The sequence below is a fragment of the Arthrobacter sp. genome, from assembly GCF_031179985.1.
GTDB lineage: Bacteria > Actinomycetota > Actinomycetes > Actinomycetales > Micrococcaceae > Arthrobacter.
The window spans coordinates 99,137-124,901 of the sequence record NZ_JAPSHJ010000004.1 but is presented as its reverse complement, the minus strand read 5'-3'; the positions used below and the strand labels follow the sequence as shown (position 1 = coordinate 124,901).

Genomic DNA, 25,765 nt, shown 5'->3' with positions numbered 1-25,765 from the left:
GTGCCAAAGATTTTTAAGTGGCTCTACTTCGGACGGAACCTAGACGTTGAGGCTGACAGGAGCCTTCGCTGCGGCGGCAGCCTGGGCAGCTGCCGGAAGCGCGTCGAAGATTCTGTTCATCGCAGTGTCGTCGTGGGCAGCTGACAGGAACCAGGCCTCAAAGACCGACGGCGGCAGGTAGACTCCCGAATCCAGCATCGAGTGGAAGAAGGGTGGGTAGCGGAAGGTTTCCTGCGCCTGCGCCTCTTCGTAGTTGCTGACTCCATTCGCTGACGTTCCAAAGGCCAGCGAGAAGAGATTGCCGGCCCGTTGAACGGAATGGTCCACCCCGGCCGCGTTCAAGGCCGAGGTCAGTGCTGCAGAAAGCTCCAGCGAGCGCGCATCCACATAGGAGTACACCTCCGCCGTCGCCTGGGTCAGGGTGGCAACTCCGGCAGCCATGGCGACGGGATTACCGGAAAGCGTACCGGCCTGGTACACGGGGCCTGTAGGAGCCAGATAATCCATGACGTCGGCACGGCCGCCAAGCGCCGCCGTCGGCATTCCTCCGCCGATGACTTTTCCGAAGGTCAGCAGGTCCGGGCTCCACGGCTCAACCGCTCCCGCTGCGCCGCCTGTAAGGCCCCAGTACCCCGAATACCCGGTGCGGAAGCCTGTGAGGACCTCGTCGAGGATCAGCAGCGCCCCGTGTTGGGTGGTGATCCGGGAGAGACCCTCGTTGAATCCAGGTCCGGGAGTCACCACGCCCATATTCGCCGGCGCCGCCTCAGTGATCACGGCCGCGATGTTCGGACCGTGCTTGGCAAAGGCAGCCTCAACGGCTCCAAGATCGTTGTACGGCAGGACCAGGGTTTCGGCTGCAGTTGCGGCCGTCACGCCTGCCGATCCAGGCAGGGCGAGCGTCGCGAGCCCCGAACCGGCCGCAGCAAGCAGTCCGTCAAGGTGCCCGTGGTAGCAACCCGCAAACTTGATCACCAGGTTGCGGCCTGTAAATCCGCGGGCCAGCCGGATGGCGGTCATTGTGGCCTCGGTGCCGGTGGATACCATCCTTACCCGCTCCACTGCGGACACACGTTCCTTGACGATCGCTGCAAGGTTGGCTTCATCCGGTGTCGACGCGCCGAAGGACAATCCCCGGTCCACCGCGGCGTGGACGGCCTCGAGAACCCCAGGGTGGGCGTGCCCCAGGAGTGCAGGTCCCCAGGAGCAGACCAGGTCCACATACTCGTTGCCGTCTGCGTCAGTCAGATAAGGCCCCTGTGCCGAGACCATAAAGCGGGGTGTGCCGCCCACCGATCCAAAGGCGCGGACGGGAGAATTCACGCCGCCAGGCATGAGCTGCCGTGCACGGTCAAAGAGTGCCTCGTTGCGAGGGGTGCTGGAAATCATGGGGTCCTATTCTTTCAGTTCAGGGCAGCGGGTTCAGAGTCACTGATTCGTCTGCTGCGGGGTCGGGGAGGTTGCCACTGCAGTAAGCAGCTGGGCCACTCGGGGAGCCACCACAGTGCCGAACAGTTCAATCGAGCGCATCATGGCCGGGTGCGGCAAAGAACCGCTGCTGTATTTGAGGTCGAAGCGGTCCACCCCAAGGTTCCTTTTCTGCAGGGCGATCTTCTGCGCCACAGTCTCGGGGGAGCCGACGTACAAGGCGCCTTCTGGCGTACACATGGCGTCAAACTCCTGCCTGCTGCCCGGTCCCCAGCCACGCTCTGAGCCGATGCGGTTGCGGAGATCCAGCCAATGCGGGAAGTACTCGTTCCGCGCTTCCTCATCAGTGCCGGCGACGTGACCCGGCGAATGCGTGGCGATTTGCCGCATGGGATGCCCGTACTTGGCCATCGCCTCCCGGTAGAGGCCAACGAGCGGAGCGAACGAGCGGGGTTCACCGCCAATGATGGCGAAGATGATCGGATAGCCATATTCTGCGCAGCGAAGGACGGACTCGGGTGTTCCCCCCACCCCGATCCAGGTTGGGAGGAGATGATGCTCAAGCGGCGGATACACGCTAAGGCCCTTAACCGGAGGCCTGGTCCGTCCCTCCCAATGAATGGGCTCCTGCGAACGGACCTTGTCGAAGAGCTCCACTTTTTCTTCAAAGAGGAGGTCGTAGTCGGCGAGATCCAGTCCGAAGAGCGGAAAGGACTCGATAAAGGAGCCCCGACCCAACATCACTTCAGCCCGCCCATTGGAGATGGCGTCTACTGTCGAGAAACGCTGGAAGACCCGGATCGGGTCGTCAGAACTCAGGACGGTCACGGCCGACCCCAGCCTGATCTGCTTCGTTCGGGCAGCAGCCGCAGCAAGGAAGACTTCGGGGGCCGAGACAGCGTAATCCTTGCGGTGATGTTCTCCCACTCCAAAAGCATGAAGTCCGACGGCGTCCGCCAGTTCCGCTTGTTCCAGCACCTGCCGCAGCACTTGGGCGTGCGGAACCGGGTGACCGTCGGGGTACACGCCGACATCACCGAAGGTGTTCAGGCCCAGAAGAATCCTCTCCGGGCCAACAGGGGCAGTCGGATCAGCTTTATCGGTGGTCATCGGGACTCCTTCAGCCAGCCTGCCAGCTCAGCTGCCCAGTAGGTCAGAACCATGTTGGCTCCGGCGCGCTTGATTCCCAGTACTGACTCGGTGATGGCCGCCTGCCGGTCGATCCAGCCGTTAGCCGCTGCCGCTTCAATCATCGAGTACTCCCCCGAGATCTGATACGCGGCAACGGGCACAGGGCTCATCGCAGCGACGTCGGCAAGGATGTCCAGGTAGCTCATGGCGGGCTTCACCATCACAACGTCGGCACCTTCGGCCAGGTCCAGCTCCACTTCCCGGATGGCTTCCCGCCGATTGGCAGCATCCATCTGGTAGGTGCGGCGGTCGCCCTTGAGCTGTGAGTCCACAGCCTCACGGAACGGCCCGTAAAAGGCGGAGGCATATTTGGCCGCATAGGCAACCACCGCAGTGTTGGTGTGTCCGGCTTTTTCGAGTGCCTGCCGGATGGCTGCAATCTGCCCGTCCATCATTCCGGAGGGCCCGAGCATGTGGGCGCCGGCGTCAGCCTGGGCCACCGCCATCTTCGCGTAGATTTCCAGTGTCGCGTCATTGTCGACATAGCCCTCACCGTCCAGGACACCGCAATGTCCGTGGTCGGTAAATTCGTCGAGGCAGACGTCGCTCATGACCACCAGCTCATCGCCGATTTCAGACCTGACATCCCGGATCGCCCTATTGAGGACTCCGTTCGGATCCAGGGACGCACTTCCCTCCGCGTCCCGTTCGGACGGGATGCCGAACAGCATGATGCCCCCCAACCCCAGCTCTGCCGCTTCGGCTGCCGCCCGCTTGAGGGAATCGGTGGTGTGTTGCACCACTCCCGGCATGGACGCGATGGGGTTGGGCTCGGAAAGCCCTTCCCTGATGAAGGCCGGAAGGATCAGCTCCGCCGGTGCGAGGCGGTGTTCGGCCGTCATCCTTCGCATGGCCGGGGTGGTGCGCAGCCGGCGTGGTCGTTGATTCGGGAAACTCATGCTGTGGTCCTTCACGTGTCGGTGGAGAGGGCGTCGATGATGGCTTGAACCAGCCCCTCGGTGGTGGGCGCATTTGCCGTAGCGGTCACGGGCAGTCCTACAGACTCCGCCTGTGCGGCCGTGGAAGGTCCGATTGCTACCAAACGGCAATCGCCCAAGGGCCGCAAAGCTGAGTGGATGCGCTCGACGGCGCTGGGGGAAGCCACAACTACCGCGTGTAGCCTGCCCTGGGCCAATTGGATTTTCGCCGTCGCCGGTGTCAGTGCGGCGGGGGAAGGCAGTCCGGATTCCCCTGCGCCTGTGTTGCCTGCGGCTGAGTCCATCCGGGCGGCCAGGGAACGGCCGGGATCTGCGGGGTAGTCCACCGTCCGGTAAGCCGTCACGGCCTGCACCCTGGCTCCCCGCGACTCCAGCCCCCGGGCAAGTGCGGGATCGGCGATGTCAGCCTGGGGCAGGAACACCACGCCTTGATCGGGAGGCCAGATGTCCAAAAGCCCCGCGGCGGACTGCTGATCCTCCTCGGGCAGGAGATCCACCTGGAGCCCTTTGGCGAGAAGGGCGTCACGGGACCGCGTACCGACAGCGGCAACGCGCACGGAGCCCGGAACCCAATGCCGGAGGCCAGTTCCCCGCTCCGCCGCCTTAATTTCCAAGGCCAGCAGCGTCGTAGTGCTCGTGATAACAAGCCATTGATAACCTCCGGCGCCCAACGCGTCGAATGCCACGTCAAGGGAGTGCTGGTCGCTGGCGAGTTCGAAATCGATCAGGGGCAGCACGAGAGGCTCGGCACCGAGATCCCTCAGTGCCGCGGCCAAGGGCTCCGCACGATCAGCGCTGCGGGTAATCAGGATCCGTGCCCCTTCGAGCGGCCTTTGACCCGACCCCGAGCCAGGCACACTGCCTGGCGTGGACTCTGCGCTGTGCCGTCCCATTGTGCTGGATGCTGTCCGGCTCAGGAAGCAGCCAGATCGGCAATGTCGGCTGCGCCCTGGCCAAGGAGGATCTCGGCGAGTTCTATGCCCAGCAGCGTGGCTCCTACCTCGGTCAGTCCATCGGTTGCGCGCTGATCCCGTACCGTTGCCGTGCCGTCCACGGCACACACCACGGCCTCCAGGTACAGCATGCTCCCTTTACGGTAGGCATAGGCCCCGACCGGAGCGGCACAGCCGGCTTCCAGCCGGGCCAGCAGGGCGCGTTCTGCCGTCACCGCAAGGCGCGTATCCGTGTCCTCCAGTGCCGCGAGTGATTGAGCGAGGACGCCCCGTGATCCTTCGCTGGACCCCGGCCTTGGCGGGGCATCGGCGAGACGGCATTCAATGGCCAGCGCTCCCTGCCCCGCGGCCGGAAGCATGATATCCGTTTCGAGGAATTCACTGACCGCGTCCAACCGGCCGATTCGCTCCAGACCCGCAGCGGCGAGGACGACGGCGTCGAGATCGCAGGACTTCCCGCTGACCACGGCATCGGTTGTGTTTCCCGGCAAACCCGGGACACGGCCCAACCGCGTGTCGACGTTGCCGCGGATGTCGACGATTTCCAGATCAGGCCGTGCCGCCCGAAGTTGGGCGGCGCGACGGGGCGAGCCTGTTCCGATGCTGGCACCCTTGGGCAGATCTGCCAGTTTGATGCCGTCCCGGGCGCACAGGACATCACGGGCGTCAACGCGCTTGGGAGTAGCAGCGAGAGCCAGGCCGGGTGTGCCTCCCGTGGGCAGGTCCTTGAGGGAGTGTACAGCTACGTCGCAGGCCTCACGAAGGAGGGCATCACGCAAGGCAGCTACGAAGACACCGGTTCCTCCCATCTGCGAGAGCGAGCCTGTCAGGACGTCGCCTTCGGTCTTGATGTGCACGAGCTCAACGGTAAATCCCCCGATGGCGGCGAGCTGGTCTGCTGTCTGCTGCGTCTGGGTGAGGGCAAGCTTGCTGGCCCTTGTACCGATCCGTACGGTCATGGCGCCACCCGCTCTGATGGGTAAGGATCGTGGCCTGTGCCCACCGTGGTGTCCGCCCCGGCGATGGTTGGCTTCTCGCCGCGGAAGTTGGCACAGCAGCCGGGCCGGCACACGTCATACCAGGGGCCCAGCTGCGTCAGCGCGGGACGGTCCTTGATGTTGTTGCTTGCAGTCCGCTCACAAACCAGATCCACGAGGCCTTTGACGAACTTCCGGTGGGTACCGGGCGTCGGAACGCGAGTGGCTGTCAAGCCGAGATTGGAGCATGTCTCCAAGGCTTCGGTGTCGAGGTCCCAGACCACCTCCATGTGGTCACTGACGAAGCCGAGAGGCACGATCACGATGCCCTTGATGCCCTTTTCGGCGAGTTCTTCGATGGCGTCATTGATATCAGGCTCCAGCCAGGGCACATGGGGAGCTCCCGAGCGGGACTGGTAGACGAGGGACCAGGGGGCCGTTTGTCCGCTCTGTGATTCCACGCGGCGCACCACTTCCGCACCCGTTGCCAGATGCTGGGCCACATAGGCGGAATCTTCCGCAAAGTGGCGGGGCTCGTCCGCCGAGCGGCCCGCTGCCTCGGCGTCGCGCGTGGGGATGGAGTGGGTGGCGAACAGGATATGGACAGGAGCGTCCGGCGTGCCGGCAGCAGCCAGCCGTGCCCGGACATCTGCGAGCCCGGCGGCGGTTCCTTCGATGAAAGGTTCGACAAACCCCGGGTGGTCAAAATACTGGCGGACCTTGTCCACTTCAAGCTTGCCGTCCAGACCGGTTTCCGTCAGGGCAATGCCGATGTCCTCACGGTACTGGCGGCAACTCGAGTAAGACGAATAGGCGCTCGTGGTGATCATCAGCAGCCGGCGGTGGCCGGCGTCGTACGCATCCTGGAGAGTCCGCGGAATGTACGGATCCCAGTTGCGGTTTCCCCAGATCACCGGAAGGCTTATGCCACGAGCAGCCAGTTCCCCCTCCAGTGCTGCTTTCAGCTCACGGTTTTGCTGGTTGATCGGGCTGATCCCGCCGTTGGCCCGGTAATGATGTGACACTTCCTCGAGCCGCTCATCTGGAATTCCGCGACCGCGCGTGACATTGCGGAGGAACGGGATGACGTCGTCTTGGCCTTCCGGACCACCGAACGAGGCGAGCAGTACGCCGTCGTACTCTTTGGGCTCCATCCGGCCCGCTTCCGTAACAACATTCACTAACGTCAGCTGATCCTGGGGATCGAGTTGGTTCACGAAAGGACCTCAGCAATCTCTGCAGGGGAAATCCGCCGCCCGGTGTAGAAGGGGATTTCCTCGCGTACGTGGTTGCGTGCTTCGGTTGCGCGCAAGTGGCGCATAAGGTCCACGAGGTCAACGAGCTCCGGAGCTTCGAGGCCGAGAATCCATTCCCAGTCGCCAAGGGCGAAGGAGGAGACGGTGTTGGAGATGACCTGGGGGAATTCACGCCCCAGCATTCCGTGGTCGCGCAGCATCTTGCCGCGCTCGGCCTCGGGCAGCAGGTACCACTCGTAGGAGCGGACAAACGGATAGACGCAGAGCCACTCGGCCGGCTCCACACCACGGGAGAAAGCAGGGGTGTGGTTCTTGGCGAACTCGGCTTCACGGTGCACGCCCATAGCCGACCAGGCGATCTCCGTGCCGGCGAAGAGCTTGCTGCGGCGGATGGACCGCACGCCCTGCTGAAGTGCTTCCGGACTTGATCCATGGAGCCACACCATAACGTCAGCCTCCGCGCGCATTGCCGACACATCGTAGCTGCCGCGCAGCGTCACACCTTCCTCACCAAGCCGCGTAACAAGAGCTTCGAAGTCAGAGGCAGCATCACCGCTGCGAAGGACGTCCGCAGACCGCTTGAATACCGTCCAGAGAGTGAAAAACTGCTCTGTTGATTCTTCGGTTTTGGTGACAGATTCGGCAGAAGTGTGGCTCATGGGTACAAGTCTGCCCCCTGCTGGCGGGTAAGTCGAAACAGATGACTTCTACAGCGCGTAGAAGTGGTGTAAATCACAAATGGACTGCATTCCTCGGTTCATACCCTGCGTAGCCTGAGAAAAACGACTGCTGCAATACCTGATAAAAGAACCAGTGCGATGCCCCACATAAGCAGCCGGGAAGTCTCGGCCTGATCAACGTTTGCCACCTGCTTCATGGGCTGCTTTTCGATGGTGCTCCCTTGGGCCTGGACCTCTCCGTATGAAGGACTCTGAGGGGCCTGGCCGTAGCCGGAATCAGTGGCTGCAGGTGGCGGGGAGGACGCAGCTTCCTCGGTGGCGCCGGCAACATCGGCAGCGCCATCCTGGTCCGGCTGGACAGGCTCGGCGGCCGGAGAGGTAGTTTCTGCCGTTGGAGATTCAGCCGGTACTGTGCCGCGTTTTCCGCCCTTCGGCTCCTTGGAAGATGGTGGCGCGGGAGTGCCTTTGGCGTCGGCCGGAATCTGAGTGTCCGAAGAATCAGTGGTCAGGGTCGGCGAATCCAATGGAGCAGAAGATACGGCCGCAGATTGGGTCGCCGGGACCGCGGCGACCGCGTTGGAGGCAGGCGTGCCTGCGACGAAAACCAGAACCGCTCCGAGCGAGGCTGCTGCCATACCGCGTCGAAGACCCCCATGGAAACCAGTCAGCGTCCTGAAAATGATGGACCTCTGAATAACCATAGTTAACGACCCTAACGACTGCAGGCGGACTATGGGAATTTACAGGGATCCAGTCATTGTGGACGACGGCGGAATCCGACCCTCCGATAAGCACTTCCCTTGTGTCAGGACATGAGTGCCCGGACCTGTCTGGGGGTGTCTGCTACGACCGCGGCAAGTCCATTGCCCGAAAGCCAGCCGCCCACAATCGCGAGGTTCCCGGTTGCGGCACAAATGGACCTGATCGAGTCAACGCGCTGCTTGTGGCCCACCGACGCGAACGGCAGCGAACCTGGCCAACGCACCACATCCCAGTCCACCACGTCGGTTTCGGCGATGCTCACGTCCAGCAGGGCGGAAGCATCATCAAGGGCTGCCCTCAACAGCTGCTGATCGGTTGCGGCACCATCCCTCCTGCGGTAAGAAGCATCGTAAGAGTCACCACCGGGGGTATCCCTGCTGCGGCCATAGGACAACCTCAGGACATGGGTCCCGGGCCCGGCCTTGGCTGCCAGCCAATCCCATTTTGCGGTTGCATGCGTGAGCGCCTTGGCCTGGATTCCCGGTGTCTGGGGTGCCACCAGGACGCCGGTTCCCCTGGGTTTTCTGTCCAGCTCGGGAAGATCCAGCACCAGGGTCACCAGCCGGATGTCAGGGCCTTCCGCAGGCCTGTGGCTTGCCAAAGCAGGAAGGTCTGCTGCCAGGAGTGACACCGCCGACGGACCGTCAAGGGCAACCACAAGCACTTCGCATTCCAGGGCGCGGTCCGGCCCGGAAACCCGCCATCCCGCAGAAGTGCGTGTCACGGCATCAGCTCGGACACCGGCTTCCAGGTGCACGCCCCTGGACTCAAGATCCTGGACGAGAGCCGCGACGAGGGTATGCATTCCGTCGCGGAGCCCCGCGATGGCAGACCCGGCTTTCACCCGGTCCCGGGCAGCTCCTGATTTGCGCTGAGCCGCCACAGCAGCGGCCAGGGAACCGTGTGTGCGGACACCTTGCCGGAGCCCGGGGGCCACCACATCGACGTCGAGCAATTCCGGATCGGCGGAGTGAACGCCTCCCACTACAGGCTCCACCAGCCGTTCCAGCACCCTTCGCCCCATCCTGGCCCGTACCAAAGAGGAGACGCTGGCAACGTCCTTGGAGGTTCCCAACGACGCCGGCAACCACGCGTCCATGGATGCTCTGAGTGCGCCCAGCAAGCCGAGAGACCTGCGGACCTCCGGGTCCCAGGGGGACGCTGGAATACCAAGGATCCCAGTTTTGGGGAGTTCGCGGGGACCATCGGGCAATTGCACCCAGGCGCCGGACGGATCAGGGGACACGATGTTTCCCGCCAAGCCCAGTTCTGCGGCCAGGTCCGCCACCGCAGAGGAGCGGGTAGCAAACGATTCCGCTCCGCTATCCAGTTCCAGGCCTGCAACAACGTGGCTGCCGACACAACCACCCCATGAATCACTGGCTTCCAGCAACGTAACGTCAAAACCCGTTCGGGCGAGTTCGCGTGCGGCCAGGAGGCCGGACATTCCGCCGCCTACCACCGCTGCAGTTCGGTTGGAACGGCTTTCTTGAGCTGCTGCCACGGGCTTATTCGGGGGAAATCGAATGAATAAGTTCGACGACGCGGGTCAGGACGGTCGGATCGGTTTCCGGCGGTACGCCATGGCCGAGATTCAGCACATGGCCTGGTGCTGCCGAACCGGCAGCGATAACCTCGCGGACGTGGGCTTCGAGCACCGGCCAGGGAGCCGAGAGCAGCGCGGGATCGATGTTGCCCTGCAATGGTACTGTTCCGCCCAGGCGCCGGTTTGCCTCGTCCAGCGGCAGGCGGTAGTCCACCCCGACGACGTCGACGCCGACGTTGCGCATGGCCACCAGGAGTTCAGAGGTGCCTGTGCCGAAGTGGATGAGGGGTGCGCCAAGATGCCGCACGTGGTCCAGGGCGCGGGCGGAGGCCGGGGCAACAAAACGTTGGTAGTCAGCAAGGCCAAGGGAACCGGCCCACGAATCGAAGAGCTGGCCGGCGGAAGCTCCGGCTTCCAGCTGCGCCCGCAGGAAAAGGCCTGAGGCGTCGGCTGCCCAGTTGGCCAGAGCCTGCCACGTTTCCGGATCAGCGTGCATCATGGTGCGCGGACCCAGGTGATCCCGGGACGGCTTGCCCTCCACCATGTAGGCGGCCAGCGTGAAGGGTGCACCCGCGAATCCGATCAGGGGTGTTTTACCCAACTGGGCCACTGTGAGACGCACAGCTTCCCTGATCGGCTCCAGCGCTTCCCACGTCAGCTTTGGCAGCGCAGCTACGTCCGCTGCCGTCCGCACCGGCTTGTCCAGCACAGGGCCAACCCCCGGGACAATATCGACGCCGACACCGGCAAGCTTGAGGGGAATGACGATGTCCGAAAAGAAAATGGCGGCATCCACGTCATGGCGGCGCACCGGTTGCAGTGTGATTTCAGAGGCAAGCTCAGGCCGCAGGCAGGACTCGAGCATCGCGACGCCCTCGCGGACCTTCAGGTATTCCGGCAGCGAGCGGCCCGCCTGGCGCATGAACCACACAGGACGGCGGGACGGCTTCCCGCCGCGGTAGGCAGTAATCAAGGGCGAGTCCGCCGTACGCCCATCCATCAAGGGGTGGCCTGAGTCGAGACTGCCCGGGTGGGTGTGGCTCACCGTACCGTTGGATGCCGTGCCGTCTGAAGTTGCAGCGCTAGAGATCATGCCTTCGATTGTGCCCAAATTCCGGCCCAAAAGATAACGACAGCTTGTCATCTGTTGGTGTAGGCATTCCCCCGTGGCGGGGATCACAAGGGCTGGTGCTGCACTCCACTTCATTGAGTTGTTCTACACGGACACGAAAAAGCTATGATTGTGCTGCTGTGGTTCTTTTTTCATTGGTGGCTACACACGCCGACATCGACCTTGAAACCGTTGCTCAGTTGAGCACCGGCGCTTCAGAGCTCGCTACATCCGCACTCTCCGGATCGCCGGAAGTCACGGGTGCGATTGTCCTTGCCACCTGCAACCGCTTCGAGATTTATGGCGAAGCAGTCCATTCGGATGATGTTGAGGCGGCACGTGCTGCCCTGGTGGCACAGATCAGCGGAAGCAGCGGGCTCAGTGAGCAACTCGTGTCCAGGTCATTCAGCACACGCATCGGGACTGAGGTGACAAAGCACCTCTTTGCCGTCAGCTCCGGGCTGGATTCCGCCGTCGTCGGTGAACGCGAAATCGCCGGTCAGGTCCGCCGTGCCCTGATCCAGGCGCAGCATGAGGGAACCGCGAGCTCGGGGCTGGTCCGCTTGTTCCAGGCTGCCTCAAAAACCGCCAAGGACGTCGGCGCCCAGACCGCACTCGGTTCACGCGGGCTTTCTATCGTGTCCGTGGCCCTCGACCTTGCCGCTGATCTTTCCGAGAACGCGGATTGGGCAACCAAGAAGGCGGTCATCTTCGGTACCGGCGCCTACGCCGGAGCCACGATGTCGCTTTTGCGTGAGCGCGGCTGCACGGATGTTTCCGTCTTTTCCTCCTCCGGCCGTGCCGCAGGTTTCGTCGCAACTCGCGGCGGTGTGGCGTTGGACGAAGAATCCCTTCCTGTCGCGGTCGCTGCAGCGGACCTCATGATCGGTTGCAGCGGATCAGACACCAGGGTCGAGGCCGGGGAGCTGGCACGTGTCCGTGCTGACTCTCCACAGCCGCTGATTGCGATCGACCTCGCCCTGACCCATGATTTTGACCCTGCTGTGGGAGAGCTGGACGGCGTGGAACTGCTGACCCTTGAGTCCGTACGGCTCGCGGCCCCGCAGGAGCAGGCCGAATCCCTGTCCCAGGCCAGCAGCATCGTCACCGCAGCAGCCAAAGCATTTGAGCAGGAACGCGAGGCCCGCTCGGTCGATTCAGCCATTGTTGCCCTGCGCCGCCACACCATGAACGTCCTCGACGCCGAGATGGAGAAGGTACGCGCGCGCCACGGCTGTACGGCAGCGGCCGAAGAGGTGGAGTTCGCCCTCCGCCGCATGGTCAAGCAGTTGCTCCATGTTCCCACGGTCCGGGCCCGGGAACTCGCCGCCAACGGCCAACAGGACGAGTACGTCGCAGCCCTTGAAGCCCTCTACGGCATCAGCGTGGAGCAGGCAGCTGCACCGGCACCTCTCCAGCCCTCTGCGCCACCCGCCTCGGACCCTGAGGCAGAATGCCCGGTGGATCACACGCAGATCTCCATCGACGACCGGCGCGAATCCGCCTAGTAGACAGGCTTTCCCGGCTCCACGTCCTTCACCCACGCGAGAATGCCGCCGTCGAGATGGCTGACCCGTTCATACCCCGCCTTTTTTGCTGCGGCCAGAACCGCGGCTGAACGGGTTCCGGCCTTGCAGTGGAACACAATATCCCGGTCCTGGGGCAGTTCTGACCAGGCCTCACCTGCGAGGATCCTGCCCTGCGGGATGAGTACCGACCCGTCGATGCTGACGATGTCGTGCTCCCCGGATTCCCGGACGTCCACGAGGTCGAACTCCTTGAGGCCGGCCTTGCGGGCGGCAAGCATGGTTGCCAGCTGCTTGGCGGTGATGGTGTTCTCGTTCGCGGTGGAGGAGGCCGGAAGGATGCCGCAGAAGGCCTCATAGTCAGTCAGCGCGGTGATGGGCTCGGCTGCAGGATCCTTGGAAACCTTGATCTCGCGCCAGCTTCCACCCAGCGCGTCAAAGAGGGCCACACGCCCCAGCAGGGAACGTCCGACGCCGGTGATGAGCTTGACTGCCTCCGTCACCATCAGGGAGCCCACAGCCGCGCACAGCATGCCGAACACTCCTCCCTCGCCGCAGGAGGGAACAGATCCGGCAGGCGGTGCCTCCGGATAGAGGTCACGGTAGGTAGGGCCGTGTTTTTCCCAGAAGACGCTGACCTGGCCGTCAAACCTGAAAATGGAACCCCAGACGTAAGGTTTGCCCAGTATTGCAGCGGCGTCATTGACCAGATAGCGCGTGGCGAAGTTATCGGCACCATCCAGGATGAGGTCGTAGTCCGCGAAAAGTTCAAGGGCATTGGAGGCATCCAGCCGCACATTATGGAGCCGGACATCAACCAGAGGATTCAGGGCCGCCACTGCATCCCGGGCAGATTCGATCTTGGGCCTGCCGACGTCCGCCACTCCGTGGATGACCTGGCGTTGAAGATTGCTGAGATCCACGACGTCGTCGTCAATAATCCCCAGCGTCCCCACTCCGGCAGCGGCCAAGTACAGCAGGGCAGGCGAACCAAGTCCGCCGGCACCGATCACCAGCACTTTTGCGTTTTTGAGCCGCCGTTGGCCCATTGTCCCGATCTCAGGAATGATGAGATGCCGGGAGTACCTCTCCACCTCTTGGGCGCTCAGCCCTTCCGCCGGTTCCACCAAAGGTCCGATGGCCGTAGGGGCAGCTGTAGTGGAGATCATGGAAGCCATACTTCAATGTATGCCGAAGATGCCGTCAGGTCATGTTACCCCCACGTAAAGTAGAGGTAACTGCAAGGGAAGGAAGGCCATAAAGTGGCTCATCATGCACCGGTCGACCGGGTACAGGACGGAAAGCCCGTTGGCGGGCAGGCGCGTGCTTCCGGTCCCCGCTCCGCTCGGCTACCCCGTGATGAACGCAGGGCCCAGTTACTGTCCGCAGCCCAGGAGGTCTTTGTTGCCAACGGCTACCACGGGGCGGCCATGGACGAGATCGCAGAGACGGCACGGGTCAGCAAGCCTGTGCTCTATCAGCACTTCCCCTCCAAGCGGGAGCTGTATCTCGCTCTGCTGGACAGCCACCTCACCGCGCTGACCGAACTGTTGCTCGGCGCTCTGAACTCCACCACGGACAATGACGAGCGTGTTCAGGCAGTGATGCGTGCCTACTTCCGCTTTATTGCGAATGATGACCAGGCCCACCGGCTGGTTTTCGAATCTGACCTCATCAATGATCCGGATGTCAGCTCGAGGCTCGAAACCTTTAACAAGACCTTTGCCGACGCCGTGGCGCGTGTCATCGCCGAGGACACAAAACTTCCGCCCCTGGAAGCACAGCTGCTTGGCCGGGCACTCGCTGGAATGGCCCAGGTAAGCGCGCGCTATTGGCTCGAAACAGACGGCAACCTGGACCTCGATGTTGCCAGCGACCTGATTTACCGTTTAGCTTGGCGCGGAATCAGTCGCTTCCCCAAAGAGACCTAGACTACAAATAGAAACTGTCTTCGGAATTTTTTTAACTTTGATTGGCTGGGAGGCCTCGCTGTGGAAGTAAAGATCGGCATTCAGAACATCGGCCGTGAAATTGTGCTGGAATCGGCTCAGGATGCTGACGAGGTCGCCAAGGTGGTTGCGGAAGCCATTTCCAAAGGAACTGAGCTCAGGCTGAAAGACGACAAAGGCCGTTTGGTCATAATCCCCTCCAACACCCTTGGTTACGTAGAAATCGGAGCGGAAGAAGTCCGCAGGGTCGGATTCGGCGCACTCTAACCTGGCAGGAGTTCCACATGCTTTCTCTCGTCATCGTCTCTTTCGTGACAGTAGCTGCAGGTTTCATCATCTGGGCGAATGACCGCAGGCATGCCAAATACGGCATTCTGATGCCGGCGGGAGTAGCCACGGCGGTAGGGCTTTTGAGCTGGATCCTGTTCACTACCGCCGGGTTCAGTTACCAGCCGGGCCTGACCTGGATTCCCTGGATCCTTCCGATGGTTCTGGGCACCGCGGCCGCCCTGGCTGCTGCCCTTTACCTTGGGAAAACCCGGGCCCGGCACGACACCGCGCGGCTCACTGCCGCACTGAGGCTCTAACGGACGGGCTCTAAAAGAAACACGGCTCTAAAAGCGACGCGGCTCTAGCCGGATAAGGCCACAGCGGATCCTCAGAGGTCCGGCTCGTGGCCTTCTTCGGTGCACAGGCACAACCGGTTTCCTTGGGCGTCGGTTACAACAACCCAATGAGGGGCGTGGCCGTAGTCCATCAGGGCGCCTGTGCCGGCGGTCTTCTCCAGCGCAGGTCCCGATTCCACTTTGCTCCGGTGGATATCCAGGTGAAGCCGGTTGGGATTTGGTGTGGACGTCTTCTGAAACCAGAGACTGGGCCCCCTTCCATAGGGGTCCACCAGGTCGCCGTAGCGGCCCTTTTTGTACCCGAGGGCAACGCTCCACACGTCTGAAATTTCGGCGGGATCGGCTGTGTCTATGGCGATTTCGATCGTTCTGTAGAGGCCCGGTTCAGCAGTTGCACCTGCCGCTTCCGCCTCTGCGCTCACCGACGTCGCGGCGGTAATGTCCCGCCCGGTCACTTCAGATCCCGCGTCATGGGAGGTAAAGCGGATGAACACCCTGTTGAACCGCCAATCGAGGTCAGGGTGATGGTCCTGTTCTTCTGCCAGACGTCCGACGGCGGCAATGAGGTCCAGCGCTTTGGCGGCCGTCGGCAATTTGTAGACAGTCACCAGGCCCCCGAGGCGGTAACGCCAGTCAGGCAGCCCGGCAAGCGCTTCATCAATCTGCGGCCGGGTGAGTACCGCTGCTTTTTCAGGTACGACTGGTTCAGGCATGATGCCCTCCTGGAACTGATAGCAGGCGAACAGGTCCGCCGTCGGCCGGCCCGGAAAGCTGAACCAGGCAACTGTCCCGGAAGGACGGGCTAGAGGAACTCGGCCCTGCCTTCCATGGCAGATGACGCCAAGGCGTGCTCACGGCGCGGAATCCGGCCGGCGGTTTTCGCCAGCCTACCGGCGATGACGGCGTGTTTGAAGGCCTCGCCCATCCGGAGGGGGTTCTGGGCCCGCGTGACGGCGGTAGCCAACAAGACGGCGTCACAACCGAGCTCCATGGCCAGGGCGGCATCCGAGGCGGTACCGATTCCGGCGTCGAGCACTACCGGGACAGAGGCCCTGGCAACGATCAGCTCAATATTGTGGGGATTCAGGATGCCCAGGCCGGTCCCGATGGGCGAACCCAAAGGCATCACTGCGACGGCGCCGAGGTTTTCCAGGCGCAATGCCAGCACGGGGTCGTCATTGGTATAGGCAAAGACTTTGAATCCCCGGTTAACCAGCTGCTCGGTCGCTTCGACCAGTTCCACGGCGTCGGGCAGGAGGGTATGTTCGTCAGCTATAACCTCCAGTTTGACCCAGTCCGTCTCAAGCGCCTCACGGGCAAGTTCGGCAGTCATGACGGCGTCCCTGGCCGTGAAGCAGCCCGCTGTATTGGGCAGTACCCGGATGTTGTGGTCCACCAGGAGCTGGAAGAGGGAACCCGTTTGCGCCGGTGAGTACCGGCGCATTGCCACTGTTGTCAGTTCCGTCCCGGAGGCCAGAAGTGCGGCGCCGAGCCCGTCAAGGCTTGGAGCACCGCCGGTTCCCATGATGAGCCGCGAATTGAGAGTGACGCCGTCGATCGACAGCCCCTCGGTTGCCGTGTCTGCTGCACCGGAAGTGGTGGCTACCATCATGTTTCCGGCGTTTCCTCCTGGAGTAGAGCCTTCGTGCATTTGCCTAGCCTCCCTGTACTGCAGTGACCAGTTCGACGTCGTCGCCGTCAGCGAGCGCCGTCAGTGACCAGCGGCTTCGCGGAACCACTTCAGAATTGCGCGCGACTGCAACGCCAAGTTTCTGACCGTCCGCTGCCTGGCCGTCCGGGCCAAGGCTCTTGCCGGTAACAAGGGCTACCAGTGTGGTTACGGAAGCGCCGTCATCGATGGCACGCTCCGCACCATTGAGGGTGATGTTCATACTGTTCCTTACTGCGGAGAGGTACCGGCTGTTGCCGGATCGGAGTGGCGCCGGACGTGGCCGGCCGAGAAACCTGAGGAGAATCGTCCGGGTTCGAAAACCGTCCAGCGCGGATCGGACCGGCCGTCCATCAGCTGCACGCAGATTGATGCGGCGGCGGGGGCCAGCAGTATGCCGTGGCGAAAGAATCCTGTTGCCACAATGAGGCCCAAGACGTCAGCATCATCTCTGAGGCCCCGCACCCTGCCCAGCAGCGGCGCATTGTCAGGGGTGCCGGGCCGTCCCCGGGCGGTGCATTCCAGCAGCTCCAGTTCGGCCACCGCGGGGAGAAGTACCTGTGCGTCGCGCAACAACTGGTAAATACCTCCGGCGGAGACCGCTGCCTCTGCTGCACCTGCTTCCACAGCTGCTTCCCTCTGCGTGGCTCCGATCACTACAGTCCCGTCATCCCGTGGAACGATATACACCGGCACGCCATGAACCATGCCCCGGACCGTTGAGGTCAGCAGCGGCTGGAGGTGAGCAGGAACGCGGAGCCTGATGATATCCCCGTAGACAGGCCGCAAAGGAAGATCGAGTCCCGGCGGAAGGCCGTCCAGTTTTTCCGCACCAAGTCCGTTGGCCAGGACAGTCTCGCCGGCATGGATGGCTCTTCCGTTGTCCAGGACGACGCCGGCTACGCGGTCGCCGTCCCACCGCAGGCCGGCTGCCCTTGCCGGAAGCATTTGGCAGGTTGCCCCGGAACGCCGGGGATCAACCAGAGCCTCGGCGATCCGGGCAAGGAGCCTTCGAGGGTCCACCTGATGATCCGCGGCGATGCGGTAAGCACCGGCCACAGCGGGACTGAGCAGGGGCTCAATGGAGCGTGCTTCACGAACTGTCAATGGCTCCACCGTGAGCCCGTTCGTTCCCTGCACCAGCCTCAGATCCTCGAGCGCCCGGCGGTCTGCAGCATCAGCGCCGATGACGAGCGTGGGAGTGGTGACGTATCCGGTACCGGACCCCGCCGCTTCAGCCTCATCCGAGTCTTTGTTGGCACGGCTGTCGATGGAGGGAGCGAGTCCGGCGGCGAACGCCGGCCAGAGGGCTGAAGCCTCGAGCATGAGTTCCAGCAGGTCTTCCTCCTGGTAGTGCAGTTCACTCACCGGGGCCAGCATCCCGGCAGCGGCCCAGCTGGCGCCGGTACCAGGGGCATCGTCGATCAGGACCACGGAGCGGCCGCTCAGGGCCGCTTCCCACGCGATGGCATGGCCCACCACTCCGCCGCCAATGACTGCGACATCCACGCTGATATCTGTGCCGGAGCCGGGCTCACTCACTGAGCCTGCGGACGTTTCACTGGACGATGGAGAGAGTGCTGGGTGGGAGAGCACTGGATTCCTTCCCTACGCCGGTACTAACCGGATCAGGTCAAGCGGTCGGCTCTGACGCCCTCTCAGCCCGGCAGTTTGTGACAGCTGCGGCGGGCTCCCGCGGTACTCCCCCAGTTTAGAGGAACTAGGCTGGTGCCATGACCGAGCCTGCCGTCCACACCACCGCCCGCCTGTACCTCTGCACCGACTCCCGGCAGGGCCGGGGGGACTTTGAAGACTTCATCGATGCCGCCTACGAAGGGGGCGTCGACATCATCCAGTTGCGGGACAAGCAGCTGGAGGCGGCGGAGGAACTGGAGCTGCTGGACGTACTGCAGGCCGCGGCTCATCGGCACGGACGTCTATGGGCGGTCAACGACAGGGCAGATATCGCGTCCTTGTCAGGCGCTCCCGTCTTACACCTTGGCCAGAAGGACCTCCCGCTGCACTCGGCAAGGACGTTCGTGGGCAGTGAAACAGTGATCGGCCTTTCCACCCATACCCCGGGGGAAGTTGACGCCGCTATTGCCGCTTCACCCGGGCGGAGCGGCCTGGATTACTTCTGTGTGGGGCCGGTCTGGTCCACCCCTACCAAGCCCGGACGGGCCGCCGTCGGGCTTGAACTCGTCAGTTATGCCGCTGACGCCATCCGGGCGGCAGACCGAATGACTGTTGACGGCTTACTCCTGCCCTGGTTCGCCATTGGCGGCATCGACCTCGCCAACGTGGAGCAGGTGGTGGCGGCCGGAGCCTCGCGTGTAGTGGTGGTCCGGGCCATCACAGAGGCAGACGATCCTGCAGCCGCAGCCAAGGCCATCCTCCAAGTGCTCGACGCCGGAGCCTGACCCGGGCTGCTGGTCTGATCAACCGGACGGTTTGATCATCCGAAGCCGATCAGCTACCCTGTCAGGCCAAGTTGAGTCATGCGCCGGGAGTGGTTCCCCGCCAGCTCCTTCATCAAATCAGCAACCATATGTTTGGCCCCGGCATCGTCCCGGACGGTTCCCACTCCTGAGTCTGACTCGCGTACGTCACTGCCTTGGCCGGCTATGAGGCCCGACAGGAAAGCACGCTCGAAGCCCACCCGCTGCGCCTGGGTGAGAGCCTCCCCCAGCAACCGCCGGCCCCACAAGGCCAGCCGCGACGCCAACCTGGGATCATCGGACAACGCTTTCTTAAGCCGTGCACGAAGAATTTCCGTGACATCTTCGGCTGACTGAACCTGCTGGATCAGCTGCCTGCTTTGCGGCTCGACGTACTGGGACACTGCACGGTAGAAATCAGCCGAAACAGTGTCAATCACGTACGCCTTCATCAGGGACTCGTACCAGTCCGCCGGGCGGGTACGATCGTGGAAATGGTCGATGGCGGGCTGGAATGGCAGCATGGCTTCCTCGGCATCAACACCCAACCCGGCAAGCCTGGCACTTACCAGTTCGTAATGCTGGAATTCCTGCACAGCGATCCTGCCCATAACGGCCCGGTCATGGAGGGTTGGCGAGTAACGGGCGTCCGCAGAGTATCTCTCGAAGGCGGAAAGCTCCCCATAGGCCATGACTCCCAGGAGGTCCGCAAGGAAGCGGTCCCGGCGAGCGTTGTCTGTGGGGGAAGTGCTCATGTTCCAAGACTAATGGCGCAAATCGGGCTAACCTGATTTTCGTGTCACATCATCGTCTGGCTCCCAGTGTCCACGCTCAGAGCAACCAGCTGGCCGCGGCGCTCAGTGCTCTGCGCGCCCGTCTGGAGCTGCCCGGAGCCTTCCCGGACGAGGCCCTCAAAGAAGCTGAGAAGGCCGTTGCGGACCACCGCCTTCCGGACCTGGATCTCACGGCCATCGAATTCATCACCATCGATCCGGCGTCCTCCACCGACCTTGACCAGGCTGTTTTTATAGACAGAGCCGGTGACGGTTACAAGGTCTACTACGCCATCGCCGACGTGCCGTCCTTTGTGGAACCGGGCGGCCCCCTGGACGCCGAAACCCGACGGCGGGGGCAGACGTTCTACGCGCCCGACGGTCGCATCCCGTTACATCCCGAAGTGATCAGCGAGCAAGCAGGCAGCCTGTTGGAGGGTCAGCTGTGCTCGGCGTTCGTTTGGGAATTCGATCTCGACCAGGCGGCAGAAGTGTCAAAGGTTACCGTGCGCCGGGCGACGGTCCGGAGCCGGGCGAAGCTCAGCTACAGGCAGGCCCAGACACAGCTTGATGCAGGAACGGCGCCACTCGTGTTGCAGTTACTCAAGGAAGTGGGGATCAAGAGGGTCGAGCTGGAGCGGGGCAGAGAGGGTGCAAGCCTGAACATGCCCGAACAGGAAATCCAACAGCTTCCGGACGGCGGCTACCGGATCATTGCAACACCCCAGCTACCAGTGGAGGACTGGAATGCCCAGATTTCCCTGATGACAGGAATGGCAGCCGCAAAACTCATGCTGAACGGCAAGGTGGGTATTCTCCGGACCATGCCTACCCCCGACGAGCGGTCCCTCGATAATTTCCGGACCCAAACGCAGGCGCTTGGCAAGCCCTGGGATGGCCAATTCAGTTACGGGGAATACCTGCGCACCCTCGATCCCCGGGATCCCAAGCAGCTGGCCATCCTGCACTCTGCGGGGATGCTGTTCCGGGGAGCAAACTACACGCCGTTTGATGGAACGGTTCCCGAGAACGCCATTCAGTCGGCCATCGGTGCCAGTTATGCGCACACCACAGCACCGCTGCGCAGGCTCGTGGACCGCTTCGTCCTGGTCATCTGTGAAGCACTGAGCAACGGCTTTGACGTTCCCCGCTGGGCCCGCGAGGCCCTGCCGTCGCTGCCAGCCATCATGGCCGCCTCCGACCAGCTCGCCGGCAGGATGGAACGCCTCGCCCTGAATACCGTTGAAGCCGCCCTCCTGGTCAACCACATCGGCCAGGAATTCGAAGCAGTTGTGATCTCCGGGTCCCGGCAAGGCAAACTCAACGGTAATGGCAGCAACGGCGGAAGTAACGGCAACGGCGGCAATGGCAACGGCAGCCTGAACGGGTCCGGACCTTCCGGGATTGTGCAGATCGCAGAACCTGCTGTCACGGCCAGGTGTACGGGAGAGCTCGAACCCGGCACTAACGTCAGGGTCCGGCTGGTGGCCTGCGACATCTCCGCCCCGGAGGTCTTGCTCGAGCTCGTGGACTGACCCAAATCGGGTCGCGTCCAGTGCTTTTCATGTCAACGGCTAGACTGAGGGTGTAGTAATGGATGCCCGGTCGTTGATTTCCTTCCTTTTAATGAATCAACAAGCCCGCCCCTACGCGATCTTGAGACACACCAGTTGGTCACCAGTGCCAGCATAGATAGCCCGCGATCGGCTTCCACTGGATTTGCTAGCGCGCCCGAGCGTGCTCCGGAACGGCCCATCAAACCGTCCCGTTGAGCAGGCAGCGCCTAAGCCCAAATGAATAAGGAAACTCCACTGTGAGTGAATTGCACACGCACCAACTTCTGACCGACGACACCGGAACGGAATCGATCGAGCCTGAAGAAACCATCATCTCGGACGAGAAACCGCACGAGATCGAGGAAAAGTCCTTCGCCGACTTCAACGTCCGCGCCGACATCGTCGAATCCCTCGCCGACGCCGGGATTACCCATCCGTTCCCTATCCAGGCCATGACGCTCCCTGTGGCCCTCTCCGGCCACGACATCATCGGCCAGGCCAAGACAGGTACGGGCAAGACCCTGGGCTTCGGCATTCCTGCCCTGCAGCGCATTGTGGGCAGGGACGATCCCGGCTTCGACAAGCTGGCCGTTCCCGGTGCCCCGCAGGCATTGGTGATCGTTCCGACACGCGAACTCGCCGTCCAGGTGGCCAATGACCTCCAGAACGCCTCCCGCAAGCGCAACGCGCGCATCGCCACCATTTATGGCGGCCGCGCTTATGAGCCCCAGGTTGACGCTCTGCAGAAGGGCGTCGAGGTTGTTGTGGGAACGCCTGGTCGCCTGATCGACCTTTACAAGCAGAAGCACCTCAGCCTCAAAAACGTCAAGATGGTAATCCTCGACGAGGCTGACGAGATGCTTGACCTGGGCTTCCTGCCGGACGTTGAAACCCTCATTGCAGGCACCCCGGCAGTGCGGCAGACCCTCCTGTTCTCTGCCACCATGCCCGGCCCGGTCATCGCCATGGCCCGCCGCTACATGACGCAGCCCACCCACATCCGCGCTGCAGACCCCGAAGATGAGGGCCTGACCAAGCGCGATATCCGCCAGTTGATCTACCGTGCCCACAGCATGGACAAGATCGAGGTCGTCGCACGCATCCTGCAGGCCCGCGGCCGTGGCCGTACTATCATCTTCACCAAAACCAAGCGCACCGCCGCGAAGGTAGCCGAAGAACTCGTGGACCGCGGCTTCGCAGCCGCCGCGATTCACGGCGACCTTGGGCAGGGGGCCCGCGAGCAAGCGCTTCGCGCATTCCGTAACAACAAGATCGACGTCCTTGTCGCCACCGATGTCGCCGCCCGCGGCATCGACGTCGACGACGTCACGCACGTCATCAACTACCAGTGTGTTGAAGACGAGAAGATCTACCTGCACCGCGTTGGACGGACGGGCCGCGCCGGCAACAAGGGCACCGCTGTCACGTTTGTGGACTGGGATGACATGCCGCGTTGGGGCCTGATCAATAAGGCTCTGGGCCTGAGCGTTCCGGAGCCGGTGGAAACCTACTCGTCCTCTCCGCACCTGTTCGAGGAACTCGACATCCCCGAGGGCACCAAGGGAAGGTTGCCCCGCAGCAAGCGCACCCTGGCCGGAGTGGATGCCGAGGTCCTTGAGGACCTCGGCGAAACCGGCAAGAAGAACAGCCGCTCCGGCAGCCGTGACGGTGGCGGCAGCCGGGACGGCGGACGTTCCGGTAACCGCGACGGCGCCCGTTCAGGCAGCCGGCGCAGTGGCAGCGATACCGGCGGCCGCACAGGTGACCGTCGTCGTCGTTCCCCCGAAAACGAAGCAGCCAACGACGCTGCCGCTCCGGCGGCAGCCGAAGCACCGGCACAGGCTGACACGGATCGTCCGGCACGTGCCCGGCGCAACCGGACCCGCACCCGCCGCCGTAACGGCGAAGTGGTGGCCGGCGGCGACGCGCAGTCCAGCACCACCGAGGCCTAAACCTCTCAATGACTGACACTGTCTGGGCGCCGGACGGCAGCAATCTGGTGGTACACGCGGATAACGCGCTCTTCCTCCCTACGCTGCCGGACGGCGCCTTCACACTCATCTACGTAGATCCACCCTTTAACACCGGCCGCTCCCAGCGGCGCCAGGAGACCAAGATGGTGGTGAATACCGACGGTGCCGGGGACCGTGTGGGATTCAAGGGCAGGTCCTACGACACCATCAAAGGCGCCCTGCATAGCTATGACGATGCTTTCAGCGACTACTGGTCCTTCCTGGAACCGCGGCTGGTGGAAGCCTGGCGGCTCCTGGCAGACGATGGAACCCTGTATCTTCACCTGGACTACCGGGAAGTGCACTACGCCAAAGTCATGCTGGATGCCATTTTCGGCCGGGAGTGCTTCCTGAACGAGATCATTTGGGCCTACGACTACGGGGCACGGGCCAAATTCCGTTGGCCCACCAAGCACGACAACATTCTCGTCTACGTGAAGAATCCAGCGAAGTACCATTTCGACAGCGTGGAAGTGGACCGGGAACCCTATATGGCGCCAGGCCTGGTCACGCCGGCAAAAAGGGAACTTGGGAAGCTGCCAACAGACGTCTGGTGGCACACCATCGTCTCGCCGACAGGCAGGGAAAAAACCGGCTACCCCACGCAAAAACCCGAAGGGCTTCTGCGCCGCGTAGTAGCAGCATCGAGCCGCCCCGGGGACTGGTGCCTGGACTTCTTCGCCGGTTCCGGGACCCTGGGTGCGGTAGCGGCCAAACTGAACCGGAAATTTGTGTGCGTTGACCAGAACCTGCCGGCCATTGACGTTATGACCAAGCGTCTGGGACCGGTGGCGGAAGTCGTCAGGCCCAGCTCGTCATAAAGGCATGGACCGCATCCGCGATCATCTGCACTGCAATCGCGGACAGCAGCAAGCCTGCAATCCTGGTCACCAGTTCCACGCCGTTCTCACCAAGGACGCGTTGGACCAAGCCGGCGAAACGCATCGCCAGGTACAGGGAGAACAGCGTGACAGCGATTCCCAGCCCAACAGCCAGATACTGCGCTGTGGCAGAAGACTGCTGAACGAACACCATCACGGCAACGATCGCTCCGGGTCCTGCCATCAATGGCGTCCCCAGGGGAACAAAAGCTACGTTCTTGTACTTGGCAGCGTTCTCTTCACCGCTTGTTGAACCGGTCAGCAACTGGAGGGCGATCAGGATCAGCAGCAGCCCGCCGGCTCCCTGCAGGGCAGCGAGCGATATGTGCATGTAGTTCAGGATTGACTGTCCGAAAAGGGCGAAAAGTATGATGACCCCAGCGGCCACCAGAAGCGCCTGCAGGGCCGACCGGTTCCGGTCCTTCGCCGTCATCTGTGCAGTCAAGGACATGAAGATCGGCACCGTCCCCGGTGGGTCCATGATCACAAAAAGCGTCACCAGAACTGACGCGAACAGCTGAAGATCTATCCATTCCACTGGGCAAGCTTAGACCGTGGGACAGATTCTCCCGGACTGCCGGGCGTCAGGAACAGCAAAGGTCAGGCTGAGGGTCAGGAACGCACCACCGCGCTTCCCGTTCCCATTTCCTCGATCCGGACAAGCACATCGGGGGCCGTAAGGTTTTCACCGAGCAGGTTCGGCTTTCCCGTCCCGTGGTAGTCGGAGGAGCCTGTCACGAGCAAATCGTGGCGTTCTGCCAGCCGCCGGAGGAACCTGCGGCCCTCCTCCGGATTGTCCCGGTGTTCGATTTCGAGCCCTGCCAGCCCGGCGTCGATCATTTCCTGGTACGTCTGCTCCCCGACGATCCTTCCACGTGCTGATGCCACCGGATGGGCGAAAACCGGTACGCCACCGGCGGCCCGGACCAGTTCGACGGCGACGGCAGGGTCCGGCGCATAGTGCTGGACGAAGTACCGGGAACGGGATGTCAGGATTGAGGAAAAGGCCTCGGAGCGGTCTGAAACGACTCCGGCGGCCACCAGGGCGTCTGCAATGTGCGGGCGGCCCAGGGTTGCCCCAGGAGCAACATGATGAATAACGTCATCCCAGGTCAGCGGATAGTCTTCAGCCAGCAATGTCACCATGTGTTCGGCACGGGTGAGGCGAGCGTCCTTCGCCTTGGTGATTTCTTCCATCAAGCCAGGGTGGGCCGGATCATGGAGATAACTCAGCAGGTGAACGCTGATTCCCTTAGCCGTCCGGCATGAGATTTCAATTCCTGGCACGAAGGCAACACCTGCCACGACGGCAGCATCGGCGGCCTGGGCCCAGCCATCGGTGGAATCATGGTCCGTCAGGGCAATGGCGTCCAGCTGTGCCGCTGCCGCCGCCTGCATGACGACAGCAGGGGTTTCGGTGCCGTCGGAAACGTTCGAGTGGGCATGCAGGTCAATCCTCACCAGCCCAGCCTAGTAGATGACCAGGCCCCCGC

General features: G+C 62.8%; 26 protein-coding genes and 1 riboswitch. Of the genes, 8 read left to right on the top strand and 18 right to left on the bottom strand.

What is annotated here, in order from left to right:
- Nucleotides 1-39: 39 nt before the first annotated feature.
- The 10 genes from hemL to hemE form a co-directional block, all read right to left on the bottom strand.
- On the bottom strand, nucleotides 40-1,389 hold the full coding sequence (gene hemL / locus RIN13_RS03530) for a glutamate-1-semialdehyde 2,1-aminomutase (RefSeq protein ID WP_309105947.1): 1,350 nt from the start codon (nucleotides 1,387-1,389) through the stop codon (nucleotides 40-42).
- 39 nt (nucleotides 1,390-1,428) lie between these two features.
- Nucleotides 1,429-2,538 carry an LLM class flavin-dependent oxidoreductase gene (locus RIN13_RS03525; protein ID WP_309105946.1) on the bottom strand — a complete coding sequence of 370 codons (1,110 nt, stop codon included), beginning with the start codon at nucleotides 2,536-2,538 and terminating at the stop codon, nucleotides 1,429-1,431.
- Nucleotides 2,535-3,518: a porphobilinogen synthase gene (hemB, locus tag RIN13_RS03520; protein WP_309105945.1), complete on the bottom strand. Its 984-nt coding sequence runs from the start codon at nucleotides 3,516-3,518 to the stop codon at nucleotides 2,535-2,537. The genes RIN13_RS03525 and hemB overlap by 4 nt, the downstream gene beginning before the upstream one ends.
- Before the next feature lie 11 nt (nucleotides 3,519-3,529).
- Nucleotides 3,530-4,450: a uroporphyrinogen-III synthase gene (locus RIN13_RS03515; RefSeq protein WP_309105944.1), complete on the bottom strand. Its 921-nt coding sequence runs from the start codon at nucleotides 4,448-4,450 to the stop codon at nucleotides 3,530-3,532.
- A 20-nt stretch (nucleotides 4,451-4,470) separates the two neighbouring features.
- Nucleotides 4,471-5,469 (bottom strand): hydroxymethylbilane synthase, encoded by a 999-nt coding sequence (hemC, locus tag RIN13_RS03510; RefSeq protein ID WP_309105943.1) that lies wholly within the window; start codon nucleotides 5,467-5,469, stop codon nucleotides 4,471-4,473.
- Nucleotides 5,466-6,704 carry a ferrochelatase gene (locus RIN13_RS03505; RefSeq protein WP_309105942.1) on the bottom strand — a complete coding sequence of 413 codons (1,239 nt, stop codon included), beginning with the start codon at nucleotides 6,702-6,704 and terminating at the stop codon, nucleotides 5,466-5,468. Before RIN13_RS03505 ends, hemC begins: the two co-directional genes overlap by 4 nt.
- Entirely contained in the window at nucleotides 6,701-7,402 is a 702-nt protein-coding gene (gene hemQ / locus RIN13_RS03500; RefSeq protein WP_309105941.1) for a hydrogen peroxide-dependent heme synthase, read from the bottom strand. The genes RIN13_RS03505 and hemQ overlap by 4 nt, the downstream gene beginning before the upstream one ends.
- Nucleotides 7,403-7,500: 98 nt before the next feature.
- Nucleotides 7,501-8,124 (bottom strand): hypothetical protein, encoded by a 624-nt coding sequence (locus tag RIN13_RS03495; RefSeq protein ID WP_309105940.1) that lies wholly within the window; start codon nucleotides 8,122-8,124, stop codon nucleotides 7,501-7,503.
- Nucleotides 8,125-8,228: 104 nt separating this feature from the next.
- On the bottom strand, nucleotides 8,229-9,632 hold the full coding sequence (locus RIN13_RS03490; protein ID WP_375164661.1) for a protoporphyrinogen/coproporphyrinogen oxidase: 1,404 nt from the start codon (nucleotides 9,630-9,632) through the stop codon (nucleotides 8,229-8,231).
- 61 nt (nucleotides 9,633-9,693) lie between these two features.
- Complete coding sequence (hemE, locus tag RIN13_RS03485; protein WP_309105938.1) at nucleotides 9,694-10,824, bottom strand: uroporphyrinogen decarboxylase; 1,131 nt, start codon at nucleotides 10,822-10,824, stop codon at nucleotides 9,694-9,696.
- A 158-nt stretch (nucleotides 10,825-10,982) separates the two neighbouring features.
- Between hemE and RIN13_RS03480 the strand changes: the two genes are divergently transcribed.
- Nucleotides 10,983-12,350: a glutamyl-tRNA reductase gene (locus RIN13_RS03480; protein ID WP_309105937.1), complete on the top strand. Its 1,368-nt coding sequence runs from the start codon at nucleotides 10,983-10,985 to the stop codon at nucleotides 12,348-12,350.
- On the opposite strand, the gene moeB is transcribed toward RIN13_RS03480, so the two are convergent.
- Entirely contained in the window at nucleotides 12,347-13,537 is a 1,191-nt protein-coding gene (gene moeB / locus RIN13_RS03475; protein ID WP_375164658.1) for a molybdopterin-synthase adenylyltransferase MoeB, read from the bottom strand. The two genes, RIN13_RS03480 and moeB, sit on opposite strands and share 4 nt — an antisense overlap.
- Nucleotides 13,538-13,630: 93 nt before the next feature.
- On the opposite strand from moeB, the gene RIN13_RS03470 reads away from it, so the two are divergent.
- Genes RIN13_RS03470 through RIN13_RS03460 form a run of 3 tightly spaced genes read left to right on the top strand, consistent with a single transcriptional unit; the run spans nucleotide 13,631 to nucleotide 14,904 of the window.
- Nucleotides 13,631-14,299, top strand: coding sequence for a TetR/AcrR family transcriptional regulator (locus RIN13_RS03470; RefSeq protein WP_309105935.1), 669 nt, complete (start codon nucleotides 13,631-13,633; stop codon nucleotides 14,297-14,299).
- A gap of 60 nt (nucleotides 14,300-14,359) precedes the next feature.
- Nucleotides 14,360-14,584 carry a DUF3107 domain-containing protein gene (locus tag RIN13_RS03465; RefSeq protein WP_247042468.1) on the top strand — a complete coding sequence of 75 codons (225 nt, stop codon included), beginning with the start codon at nucleotides 14,360-14,362 and terminating at the stop codon, nucleotides 14,582-14,584.
- A gap of 17 nt (nucleotides 14,585-14,601) precedes the next feature.
- Nucleotides 14,602-14,904 carry a hypothetical protein gene (locus RIN13_RS03460; RefSeq protein WP_309105934.1) on the top strand — a complete coding sequence of 101 codons (303 nt, stop codon included), beginning with the start codon at nucleotides 14,602-14,604 and terminating at the stop codon, nucleotides 14,902-14,904.
- 71 nt (nucleotides 14,905-14,975) lie between these two features.
- Here RIN13_RS03460 and RIN13_RS03455 read toward each other — a convergent pair whose 3' ends face one another.
- The 4 genes from RIN13_RS03455 to thiO form a co-directional block, all read right to left on the bottom strand.
- Entirely contained in the window at nucleotides 14,976-15,656 is a 681-nt protein-coding gene (locus RIN13_RS03455) for a 4a-hydroxytetrahydrobiopterin dehydratase (RefSeq protein ID WP_309105933.1), read from the bottom strand.
- An 89-nt stretch (nucleotides 15,657-15,745) separates the two neighbouring features.
- The gene (locus RIN13_RS03450; RefSeq protein WP_309105932.1) at nucleotides 15,746-16,555 is read right to left on the bottom strand and encodes a thiazole synthase; all 810 of its coding nucleotides are present in this window, start codon (nucleotides 16,553-16,555) and stop codon (nucleotides 15,746-15,748) included.
- Nucleotides 16,556-16,598: 43 nt separating this feature from the next.
- The gene (thiS, locus tag RIN13_RS03445) at nucleotides 16,599-16,835 is read right to left on the bottom strand and encodes a sulfur carrier protein ThiS (protein WP_309105931.1); all 237 of its coding nucleotides are present in this window, start codon (nucleotides 16,833-16,835) and stop codon (nucleotides 16,599-16,601) included.
- Between the two features lie 8 nt (nucleotides 16,836-16,843).
- Nucleotides 16,844-18,208: a glycine oxidase ThiO gene (thiO, locus tag RIN13_RS03440; protein ID WP_375164657.1), complete on the bottom strand. Its 1,365-nt coding sequence runs from the start codon at nucleotides 18,206-18,208 to the stop codon at nucleotides 16,844-16,846.
- A riboswitch (TPP riboswitch) is annotated at nucleotides 18,200-18,319 on the bottom strand. (Overlaps the previous gene by 9 nt.)
- Nucleotides 18,320-18,345: 26 nt before the next feature.
- On the opposite strand from thiO, the gene thiE reads away from it, so the two are divergent.
- On the top strand, nucleotides 18,346-19,032 hold the full coding sequence (gene thiE / locus RIN13_RS03435) for a thiamine phosphate synthase (protein WP_309105930.1): 687 nt from the start codon (nucleotides 18,346-18,348) through the stop codon (nucleotides 19,030-19,032).
- A 53-nt stretch (nucleotides 19,033-19,085) separates the two neighbouring features.
- On the opposite strand, the gene RIN13_RS03430 is transcribed toward thiE, so the two are convergent.
- On the bottom strand, nucleotides 19,086-19,805 hold the full coding sequence (locus RIN13_RS03430) for a ferritin-like fold-containing protein (RefSeq protein ID WP_309105929.1): 720 nt from the start codon (nucleotides 19,803-19,805) through the stop codon (nucleotides 19,086-19,088).
- Nucleotides 19,806-19,846: 41 nt separating this feature from the next.
- Here RIN13_RS03430 and RIN13_RS03425 point away from each other — a divergent pair, with 41 nt between their 5' ends.
- The 3 genes from RIN13_RS03425 (at nucleotide 19,847) to RIN13_RS03415 (ending at nucleotide 24,212) form a co-directional block, all read left to right on the top strand.
- Nucleotides 19,847-21,358: an RNB domain-containing ribonuclease gene (locus tag RIN13_RS03425; RefSeq protein WP_309105928.1), complete on the top strand. Its 1,512-nt coding sequence runs from the start codon at nucleotides 19,847-19,849 to the stop codon at nucleotides 21,356-21,358.
- Between the two features lie 278 nt (nucleotides 21,359-21,636).
- Nucleotides 21,637-23,331, top strand: coding sequence for a DEAD/DEAH box helicase (locus RIN13_RS03420; protein WP_309105927.1), 1,695 nt, complete (start codon nucleotides 21,637-21,639; stop codon nucleotides 23,329-23,331).
- An 8-nt stretch (nucleotides 23,332-23,339) separates the two neighbouring features.
- Nucleotides 23,340-24,212 (top strand): DNA methyltransferase, encoded by an 873-nt coding sequence (locus RIN13_RS03415; RefSeq protein ID WP_309105926.1) that lies wholly within the window; start codon nucleotides 23,340-23,342, stop codon nucleotides 24,210-24,212.
- On the opposite strand, the gene RIN13_RS03410 is transcribed toward RIN13_RS03415, so the two are convergent.
- Nucleotides 24,193-24,801 carry a MarC family protein gene (locus tag RIN13_RS03410; RefSeq protein WP_309105969.1) on the bottom strand — a complete coding sequence of 203 codons (609 nt, stop codon included), beginning with the start codon at nucleotides 24,799-24,801 and terminating at the stop codon, nucleotides 24,193-24,195. The two genes, RIN13_RS03415 and RIN13_RS03410, sit on opposite strands and share 20 nt — an antisense overlap.
- Nucleotides 24,802-24,884: 83 nt before the next feature.
- On the bottom strand, nucleotides 24,885-25,733 hold the full coding sequence (locus RIN13_RS03405; protein WP_309105925.1) for a PHP domain-containing protein: 849 nt from the start codon (nucleotides 25,731-25,733) through the stop codon (nucleotides 24,885-24,887).
- Between the last annotated feature and the right edge of the window lie 32 nt (nucleotides 25,734-25,765).